Source organism: Halorubrum sp. SS7, assembly GCF_005435055.1.
Classification (GTDB): Archaea; Halobacteriota; Halobacteria; order Halobacteriales; family Haloferacaceae; genus Halorubrum; species Halorubrum salinarum.
Map to the genome: position 1 here is coordinate 1 of NZ_SGXV01000632.1, position 234 is coordinate 234.

Consider the following 234-nt stretch of genomic DNA (forward strand, 5'->3'; position numbering starts at 1 on the left):
ATCGAGCACGTCAATCGGTTCGCGGACCTCGACCCCGACGAGTCCCGCGAACTCGTCGAGGAGCTCACCGAGCTCGATCAGATCGACCTGCCGACCGCCGTGAAGATCACCGACCTGCTCCCCGAGGACCGCACGGAGCTCCGCTCGGTGTTCGCACAGGAGCGGTACTCGCTCGACGGCGAGGAGCTCGACGAGATCCTCGACGTCGTCGCGAAGTACGCCTGAGCACGCCCC

The 234-nt window shown here is 66.7% G+C and carries 1 protein-coding gene; it reads left to right on the forward strand.

Annotated features, from left to right (window positions below; translation table 11 throughout):
* Positions 1–225: RNA polymerase Rpb4 family protein (locus tag EXE44_RS19410; protein ID WP_241991923.1), on the forward strand; the 225-nt coding region annotated here is incomplete at its 5' end.
* Positions 226–234 lie beyond the last annotated feature (9 nt).